Here is a 1,541-nt window from a genome sequence, read left to right as displayed (position 1 = left end):
ATTCTGATCGATCAGGGGCTCGCGGATCAATTCCTCGCCGAGCAACTGAATCCCGATGTGTTCGAGGCCGCCTGCAAGGCCGCGGGGCAGCCGCTGACGTTGCGTCGTCATGCAGGCTACGACCACGGGTATTACTTCATCTCGACTTTCATCGAAGATCACATCGCTCATCACGCGAAAATCTTCTCGACAGAATTGTGCCGTTCAGAAGAAAGAATCCCAACAGGTTAGCAATGCATTTTTCGTCAAACTCAACCCACTCTCACTCTCAAAGGAGACGTATATGGCAGTCTTTACTCACTTGACTTTAGGAACAAACGATCTCAACAAAGCACGTTCGTTTTACGACAGCGTGCTCAGCAAGATCGGGCTGAAGCGCATTGCCGATCTCGGCGACAATGGATCGATCTGGGGCGAGGAAACTCCGTCCTTTTTTGTAGTGAAGCCGGCCGATGGGAACCAAGCGACCGTTGGTAACGGCGTTACCGTTTCTTTCGAAGCGCCCGATCGATCTTCTGTGGATGCGTTCTACGCCACGGCCCTGGATGCCGGCGCTCGCGACGAAGGCGCGGCCGGTCCGCGCGGATGGGCACCAAACGCATATGCAGCCTATGTGCGCGATTTGGACGGTAACAAACTTGCGGTGTATTGCTTCAAGCCGGTCTGAGCGTCCTGTTGCTGCGCCGGCGCGGCATCTATGTATGCCCGCCGGCGATTGCCAGCATTGTCCGTCTCGTTATCAACCCTGTTGGTTGGCGCGGTAGTGTCTCGCCATTTAATTCGCCAACCGGGCCTTGGAAGGCGCGCCGGAACGCGACTTCCTTAAGGAGCTTCTCGGAAGTTCTTCTGTACGTCTGTGCCTTAGGGCGGAGGGAGCCCTTAGGCCGGTGCATGGGCGCTCGCCGCACCAGATCTGCATTTTCTTGCGAGTTACAACAGGTGTTAAATTTTAGTTTTGGTGCCGACGACGAATGGCTGGTCTAGAGCGGGGAGCAGGCATAGCACGGTTAATGTCCGAACGTCAGCTCCGGCCGAGATGTTCGCATTGGATATCGGGCAGTTCCCGGAGTGGACCAGCCGTTCGAGTGTCGGCTCAGCGCGCTGTGCGAGCGGCAGCAAGTGGCCGAACCCGGAAATTCTCCTACCGCCCGTCAGTCACCTATCCAACCTCGGCGCGAATTTCCCTTGTCGACCCGTTGCGGTCAACGCACGAGAGGTTTCTAACGTCCGCTACCTATATGTCAGCGGACGGACGCGTCAGGGGGATCGCCAACAAGCCAGGCGCCACACAACGTGTCTCACTGGCTGTGCGCCGGTGCGAAAGCGAACGCCCCTTGGGGATACGACTCCAATGGAGTGTCGTCCGCGCAGTACGAGAACTCGCGATTCACACGCTCGCTGTCGCCATAGATTTTGGACATAACTTCGCACATCCTCTTCGGATGATGTAGTAGCTTTATAGATGGAATGGTCGCCTCCCGCCTTAGCGGTCATCTGAAGGCCGCCGTCTGGACGCCAATATCCTGGCGCGGGCGATGTGC

The 1,541-nt window shown here is 57.0% G+C and carries 3 protein-coding genes; 2 read left to right on the top strand and 1 reads right to left on the bottom strand.

Annotated features, from left to right (window positions below; translation table 11 throughout):
- Both BUE39_RS33615 and BUE39_RS33610 read left to right on the top strand, forming a co-directional pair.
- Nucleotides 1-231: alpha/beta hydrolase-fold protein (locus BUE39_RS33615; RefSeq protein WP_327083074.1), on the top strand; the 231-nt coding region annotated here is incomplete at its 5' end.
- Nucleotides 232-283: 52 nt separating this feature from the next.
- Nucleotides 284-667 carry a VOC family protein gene (locus BUE39_RS33610; protein WP_073432974.1) on the top strand — a complete coding sequence of 128 codons (384 nt, stop codon included), beginning with the start codon at nt 284-286 and terminating at the stop codon, nt 665-667.
- Nucleotides 668-1,298: 631 nt separating this feature from the next.
- On the opposite strand, the gene BUE39_RS35985 is transcribed toward BUE39_RS33610, so the two are convergent.
- Complete coding sequence (locus BUE39_RS35985; RefSeq protein ID WP_268802017.1) at nt 1,299-1,421, bottom strand: hypothetical protein; 123 nt, start codon at nt 1,419-1,421, stop codon at nt 1,299-1,301.
- Nucleotides 1,422-1,541: the final 120 nt, after the last annotated feature.

Origin of the sequence: Paraburkholderia terricola, from assembly GCF_900142195.1 — a bacterium.
Classification (GTDB): domain Bacteria; phylum Pseudomonadota; class Gammaproteobacteria; order Burkholderiales; family Burkholderiaceae; genus Paraburkholderia; species Paraburkholderia terricola.
This window is presented reverse-complemented; position numbering and strand designations above follow the sequence as displayed.